The sequence below is a fragment of the Flavobacterium laiguense genome, from assembly GCF_003097655.1.
Taxonomy (GTDB): domain Bacteria; phylum Bacteroidota; class Bacteroidia; order Flavobacteriales; family Flavobacteriaceae; genus Flavobacterium; species Flavobacterium laiguense.
Genome location: NZ_QCZH01000037.1, coordinates 1 through 7,267, shown reverse-complemented (window position 1 = coordinate 7,267; position 7,267 = coordinate 1). Strand labels below are relative to the sequence as shown.

Here is a 7,267-nt window from a genome sequence, read left to right as displayed (position 1 = left end):
TCCTTATTGGTCTCGTTTTTTTTTAAACGAGACCAATAAGATTGGAACGGATAGCGGGATTAAGCTCCTAATTATTTTACCTATCACCTATATATAGTATACCTCTCCTTTCTTATACTTTTATAAGGTCTACTCATTTTTTATTCATGCTTAAAAAGTCGAACTTTGCAGTCTAAAAAAACATACATGACTCTTCACATAGAAACTCCTGCCTTACTATTTTCGGCGACTTCGTTAATTCTGCTGGCTTATACCAATCGGTTTTTGACAGTCGCTACAATTATACGCGGTTTAAAGAAAGCCTATAAAGAAAAGGAAAACCGAATGATATTACTGGAAATAAAAAATCTCAACCTGAGATTAACGCTTATTCGCTATATGCAAATGGCGGGTGTATTGAGTTTATTTTTATCAGTATTCACAATGCTTGTTTTATTCCTGGACTATCAACTGACTGGGATTTATTTATTCGGCTTTAGCTTGTTGTCTTTATTACTCTCTTTAGGGCTGTGCTTTTGGGAAATTAATATTTCTGTAGATGCACTTCGATTGCATTTGAGTGACTTGACCCATAAAGAACTTGAAAAAGAACAGCAACCTAGCGTTATTGAAAAATAGACTATTTTCTACCCTAAGAAACCCCAATACTATCCAAATGAAATTAGGACGGTGAAAAATTAATGATAATTAAAAGAAACAAAATGTTTAAAAACAGTGTATTTAAAGGAGTATTTCTAGTAGGACTTGGAGCAACCAGTTTTGGAATGCTAGCGACTTTTGTAAAAATGGCATACGCGGAAGGATACACTACCGCAGAAGTAACCATCTCCCAATTTGTATTAGGGATAACAGGAATTCTTATTATTAATGGTTTCCAAAAAGCAAAGAGCAAAGATGAAGTAGTCAAAGCATCTAAAAAAAACATATTTCAATTAATGGTTGCCGGAACATCGCTTGGCATGACGAGTGTCTTTTATTATATGGCCGTAAAATACATTCCAGTTTCAATAGCCATTGTATTGTTGATGCAAACCGTATGGATTGGCGTCTTACTGGAAATGCTTTTGGAGAAAAAAATTCCTTCGAAACAAAAAATAGTATCGGTTGTTATTGTTTTAATTGGAACTCTGTTAGCAACAGACATTCTTAAAAACGAAATACAACTCGACTGGCGTGGGCTACTTTGGGGAATGTTAGCAGCTTGCTCTTTCACCACTACTATGTTTACCGCAAATCGTGTTGCCTTAGGTATATCATCTGCTCAAAGAAGTTTATACATGCTACTTGGAGGTGCTGTCATCGTTTTTGGATTTGCACTTGCATCACAGAATACTCCGCTTAATTTTACAATATTCCTAAAATGGGGAATCATCCTGTCTCTTTTTGGCACTATCATACCGCCTATGCTCATGAATGCAGGTTTCCCTCTTACCGGAATTGGACTCGGCAGCATTGTTTCGGCTCTTGAACTTCCGGTATCCGTTTTGATGGCTTATTTTCTTCTGAATGAAAATGTAAATATCACACAATGGTTTGGCATTGCTCTAATCCTATTTGCAATAATACTAATGAATATAAATTTCAGCAAAGACAATAGCAATTAAAAAATAAACGTAAAACATTACATTTTTATCTTACTTTTGTTAGTACACAGCTATGCTTCAGCAGTTTTAACACTCAAAATAGAAACATAAAACTAACAACCTTAAATACCTTTAAAAATGAATCTATCAAAACTCCTTTTATTTGTAGCATTCTTAACTACGACTATTGCATTCTCACAAGAACGATATCTTGAAGTTAATAAGGTCAAAATCAAAAATCCTGACGGCACAACTTCTACAGAGAATCATGAGGTCGCATTTTTGTTCAATAAAAAAGAAAAAACGTGTAGTGTTCGGATTGATTATAAGACCCCTCAAATTTTCACAATTGTAAGTGAAAAAAAAGACCCTAAAACAACTGTAAAAACATACGAACTAAAACATAAAGACGGTAGAGAGGTAACCGTCAATATAAAAAACAACCATATTACCTTTTTTAATCATAAAACTGGTAAGAAATACGAAAGTTATATTGATTACTCAAGAATAGAAGGAAAGTAACTTTATATACTACAATGACTTAATACAAAAATTCCTAGACTGTTTTTTTTTCATTTTATGATATTTTAATTCAACAAAGCGAACATTAACACTATTTTTACTAACTTCGTTACAATTAAAACCTAAAATTAACATTATGAAAAAACTATTAGCAGAATTTTTCGGAACGTATTGGCTTGTGTTTGGTGGTTGCGGTAGCGCATTATTTGCTTGTAATTTCCCTGGAGCTGGCATAGGCTTTGTGGGTGTTTCTCTTGCTTTTGGATTAACAGTTTTAACCATGGCTTATGCGGTAGGGCATATTTCAGGAGGCCATTTTAATCCTGCAGTCTCTTTTGGACTATGGGCTGGCGGACGATTTTCTGCCAAAGAATTACTTCCTTATATTATTGCACAATGTGTAGGTGCTGTTGCCGCAGCAGGAACCTTGTACACTATTGCTAATGGAAAAGCCGGATTTATGATTGACAGCACTAAGGCTGGGGCTTTCGCATCTAATGGATATGGAGCTTTCTCACCAGACGGTTACTCAATGCAATCCGCATTTATTGCAGAATTTGTCTTAACACTATTTTTTCTTTTAATTATACTTGGTGCAACCGATAAATTTGCGAACGGAAAATTTGCCGGAATTGCCATAGGACTGGGTTTAACCTTAATTCACTTAATTAGTATTCCTATTACAAACACTTCTGTAAACCCTGCGAGATCATTATCTCAAGCATTATTTGTGGGAGGAGAGCCATTATCTCAACTTTGGATGTTTTGGGCAGCACCAATTTTAGGGGCTCTAGTGGCTGGTTTCATTTATAAAAATTTATTGCAAGACCATTCAGAAGCTTAGTTTTTGACTAATTATATAAAAAGAGAAAAAGGAAGTTTAATCGCTTCTTTTTTCTCTTTATTTTTGTGGTATGGATTCACTTTTTCAATCAGATCGCATAATATTAGAATTACCAGATGCCGAAATAATCTACTTCCCTGCATTTCTTAAAAAACAGGAAGCTGATGCTATTTTTAATGAATTGATCCAAAATACTCCTTGGCAACAGGATGAAATTACTGTTTACGGTAAAAAGCACTTGCAACCCCGATTAACCGCTTTGTACGGAAATGAAAGAAAGCCTTACTCCTACTCAAACATTACCATGCAACCACATCCTTGGACATCGCTGCTGCAAAAAATAAAATCCCGTATCGAAACTATTTCCGAAACCAATTTCACAACTGTACTTCTTAATTACTACAGAAATGGCAGTGATGGCAATGGTTGGCATGCCGACAATGAGAAAGAATTGGGCACAAATCCTGTAATTGCCTCATTAAGTTTAGGCGCAGAACGTACTTTTCAATTGAAACACAATTCTGATTCTGCTCAAAAAAAGAGCATTATTCTCGAACATGGTAGTTTATTATTGATGCAAGGAACAACACAGCATTGTTGGAAACATCAAATACCCAAAACTTCAAAGCTTATTGGTCCAAGAATAAATCTCACTTTTCGAAAGATTCAATAGCTATTCGCAGCAAAATTTGCAAAAATCACTTAAAAATACTGCTCAAAAAAAACGCTCTTCATAAAAGAATTAAAAACAAAAATTTTTTTCAACTTTTAATGAAAAGTGATTATTATTTTTATTAATATTGGTATCAGATTTAAAATCAATTATATTAATCATTAACACCAATTTGAATTAATTTTCACGTGATGAAAAAGAGTAACCGCAAAGAATTAAACTGGGAACAAACAGAGAAACTTGTTACAATGGCCCAAGAGGAAAAAAATCCATTTGAGATTATCAAAAAAGAATTTGGATTAGCCGAAAAAGAGGTTCTGGAAATTATGAAAAAGAAGATGCCCGCAGAAAAATTTGAAATGTGGAAAAAGAAGGCTACTGCTAGTAAACCGAAACCAAAACCGCTAAAGATTGATGATTTTGATGAAGATTTAGACGGTAAATATTACATAAAAAACAAACTTGACTAACCCTAAAAACTCCTTTAATACAGGAGTTTTTTTTATGCCTTTACTTTTTTACAATCATTTCCCTATTTCTTTTCGGTATTCCTGTAACAATTGAGTTCTTTTAAATACTTATCACAAAACAAAAAATAACAAAATGAAAAAATTACTATTTACATTTGCTTTTTCTTCATTATTTTGGGCAGGTAAAGCCAGTACCTTCACCCCTCATGTAGATTCTAAAAAAGAAAAAATTGAAGTTACCATCAATTTAAATGATGTAAAAGACGATCAAGTTCTTGTTACCGTTAAAGCTCCAAAAATTAAAACAAACGAAATCACTTATAGTCTTCCAAAAACAGTTCCCGGAACTTATTCAACAGATGATTACGGAAAATACATTGCCGATTTTAAAGCTTATGACAGTAAAGGAAATTTATTGACTGTTTCCAAAACTGATGACAATACCTGGGTTATCAAAAACGCAAAAGCACTGGTAAAAGTTACTTATCTGGTAAACGACACTTTTGACACAGAAAAAGGGAGAGGTTTTGGAAAAGATGACGTGTTTTCTCCAGCAGGAACCAACATAGATGTCAACAAAAACTTTATGCTTAACTTACATGGTTTTGTTGGCTATTTTCAAGACAAAAAAGAGCTGCCTTACACAGTAACAATAGCCCACCCGGCCTCACTTTGGGGAGCTACTTCAATGATCGACAAAGATGCATCGGCAACAAACGATGTTTTTGAAATGCCACTTTATTCAGAATTATTAGAAAACCCAATCATGTATTCTAAACCAGACTACACTACTTTCACGGTAGATGGTATGGATATTCAAATTGCGGTTTACTCACCATCTGGAAAATTCACAGCAGAGAGCATCACTCCGGAAATGAAAACAATGATGACTGCTCAAAAAACGTTTTTAGGAAAAGTCAATTCTACAAAAAAATACACCGTTATTTTGTACCTTTCTACAATGACTCCTACAGATGCAAAAGGTTTTGGAGCATTAGAACATCCTACAGCAACCACAGTGGTTATGCCGGAAATGATGCCAAAAGACGAATTGGTAGAACAAATGAAGGATGTAGTTTCCCACGAATTCTTCCATATCGTAACTCCATTAACAATTCATTCAAAAGAAATTCAATATTTTGATTACAATGCCCCAAAAATGTCCGAACACTTATGGATGTATGAAGGAGTAACAGAATATTTTGCCAATCTCTTCCAAATCAATCAAGGGTTAATCGATGAAAATCAATTTTATTCTCGCATAGCCGAAAAAATACAAGGCGCCAACGCTATGAATGACACTATGCCTTTTACCACTATGAGTGCAAACGTATTAACAGAACCCTATAAAGATCAATACTTAAATGTATACCAAAAAGGAGCATTAATTGGAATGTGTTTGGACATACAAATCAGAGAAAGCAGCAATGGTAAAAAAGGAATTCTTGATTTAATGCACCAATTATCCAATGAATATGGAGTAACAAAACCATTTAATGATGCTGATCTTTTTGCAAAAATAACGTCATTAACTTATCCAGAAGTGGGTGCTTTCCTAACCAAATACGTATCCGGAGCAACTCCGATACCTTATTATGAGTATTTAGCAAAAGTAGGAGTAACCAAAACTACCAAAAAAGTAGCAGACGGAATATTTATAAAAGGCCAGACTCCTTACATTGGGGTCAACCAAGAAAACAAAGAAATTTATGTCGCCCCAAACAAAGAACTAAACGTTTTCTACACCAATTTAGATCTTAGAGGCGGAGATGTAATTCTTGCCATAAACGACAAACCGTATTCTCTTGATAATATATACGACATGATTTCTGAAAGCCAAAAATGGAAAGAGAATGATGCCATTACAATCAAAATAAGAAGAGACGGTAAAGAGCAAGTGTTAAAAGGAACCGTAAAATTCCCTTATATAGAAACCGATGGGCTTGAAGCTACAGATTCTTCAAAAGCAGCTTTAAGAGCAGCTTGGTTGAAAGGATAATCTTTAAAAACATCAGCTAAATCCCAATCTAGATATAGATTGGGATTTTTTTTTAAATTCGGTGCCATTAGAAACCCTCATTCCAACAATTTTCTTTATTTTGCGCCAAAATTAAAAAACAATTAAATTGTCCTAATTCTAAACAGTGGCAGTGAACATGTTCTAAAAAAAATAAACATTAAGTACACATGAAAAATTCTATTATTGCTTTTGTTACAGTATTACTTTTAGTTGCTTGTAACAAAAATGAATCAAAAACTAATTTACATCTTACAGGAAATATCAAAGGATTAAAAGAAGGTACGTTGTACATTCAACGAGTGGTTGATACAGCACTCGTAGCAATCGACAGTATCAAGATTGATGGAAACTCAGCTTTCACAAGTGATATTGAACTAAAATCACCAGAAATGCTCTATCTATATCTTGATAGAGGAGTTACGAATTCTCTAGACAACAACATTATGTTTTTTGCAGAACCAGGCACTATAAACATTGACACCAACCTAGACACATTTATTGCAGGTGCAAAAATAACAGGTTCAAAAAACCATGAGTTGTTTGAAGAGTACAAAAAAATAAACTCTCGTTTCAATGATGAGAATCTAACCCTGATTGAAAAAAAATTTGGTGCCCTAAAAAGCAACAATACCAAAGCAGTAGACAGCATAAATACACAACAAGACAACAACATCAAGCGCAAATACCTTTACGCCACCAATTTTGCGGTAAACAATAAAGACCATGAGGTTTCCCCTTATATTGCTTTAGCCGAAATCTATGACATCAACATTAAATACTTGGATACCATTCAAAAATCGATGACACCAAAAGTAGCCAATTCATTATATGGTAAAAAATTGACTAAATATGTGAATGAGATTAAAAAAAGTGAAGCAAAACAGTAATCAAAACTGTTCTATATATCAAAACCGCCTTTATCATCAAGGCGGTTTTTTTGTATTCTTAATTCAAAGTATTTACTACGTCAGTTCGTAAAAGCTCGTGAGGGCGAGACCCCCTTATAAAAAGGAGGCAACTTCACATACCGCCTATTCCTAAAACGAAAAAACCACCTAACAAAAGTTAGATGGTTTTCTTAAAGAGCCGGCGGAGGGACTCGAACCCACGACCTGCTGATTACAAATCAGCTGCTCTAGCCAACTGAGCTACGCT

The 7,267-nt window shown here is 34.3% G+C and carries 8 protein-coding genes; all 8 read left to right on the top strand.

Annotation, left to right across the window (positions count from 1 at the left end; all coding sequences use genetic code 11):
- Positions 1-186: 186 nt before the first annotated feature.
- The 8 genes from DB891_RS17110 (at position 187) to DB891_RS17075 (ending at position 6,999) form a co-directional block, all read left to right on the top strand.
- Positions 187-618 carry a DUF2721 domain-containing protein gene (locus tag DB891_RS17110; RefSeq protein ID WP_116764797.1) on the top strand — a complete coding sequence of 144 codons (432 nt, stop codon included), beginning with the start codon at positions 187-189 and terminating at the stop codon, positions 616-618.
- A gap of 83 nt (positions 619-701) precedes the next feature.
- On the top strand, positions 702-1,604 hold the full coding sequence (locus DB891_RS17105) for an EamA family transporter (protein ID WP_116764798.1): 903 nt from the start codon (positions 702-704) through the stop codon (positions 1,602-1,604).
- A gap of 117 nt (positions 1,605-1,721) precedes the next feature.
- Positions 1,722-2,105 carry a hypothetical protein gene (locus DB891_RS17100; RefSeq protein WP_116764796.1) on the top strand — a complete coding sequence of 128 codons (384 nt, stop codon included), beginning with the start codon at positions 1,722-1,724 and terminating at the stop codon, positions 2,103-2,105.
- A 136-nt stretch (positions 2,106-2,241) separates the two neighbouring features.
- Complete coding sequence (aqpZ, locus tag DB891_RS17095; RefSeq protein WP_116764795.1) at positions 2,242-2,949, top strand: aquaporin Z; 708 nt, start codon at positions 2,242-2,244, stop codon at positions 2,947-2,949.
- Between the two features lie 70 nt (positions 2,950-3,019).
- The gene (locus DB891_RS17090; RefSeq protein WP_116764794.1) at positions 3,020-3,622 is read left to right on the top strand and encodes an alpha-ketoglutarate-dependent dioxygenase AlkB family protein; all 603 of its coding nucleotides are present in this window, start codon (positions 3,020-3,022) and stop codon (positions 3,620-3,622) included.
- 191 nt (positions 3,623-3,813) lie between these two features.
- The gene (locus tag DB891_RS17085; protein WP_116764793.1) at positions 3,814-4,092 is read left to right on the top strand and encodes a TIGR03643 family protein; all 279 of its coding nucleotides are present in this window, start codon (positions 3,814-3,816) and stop codon (positions 4,090-4,092) included.
- 133 nt (positions 4,093-4,225) lie between these two features.
- Entirely contained in the window at positions 4,226-6,091 is a 1,866-nt protein-coding gene (locus DB891_RS17080) for a M61 family metallopeptidase (RefSeq protein WP_116764792.1), read from the top strand.
- A gap of 188 nt (positions 6,092-6,279) precedes the next feature.
- Positions 6,280-6,999 carry a DUF4369 domain-containing protein gene (locus DB891_RS17075; protein WP_116764791.1) on the top strand — a complete coding sequence of 240 codons (720 nt, stop codon included), beginning with the start codon at positions 6,280-6,282 and terminating at the stop codon, positions 6,997-6,999.
- The last annotated feature ends 268 nt before the right edge of the window (positions 7,000-7,267 follow it).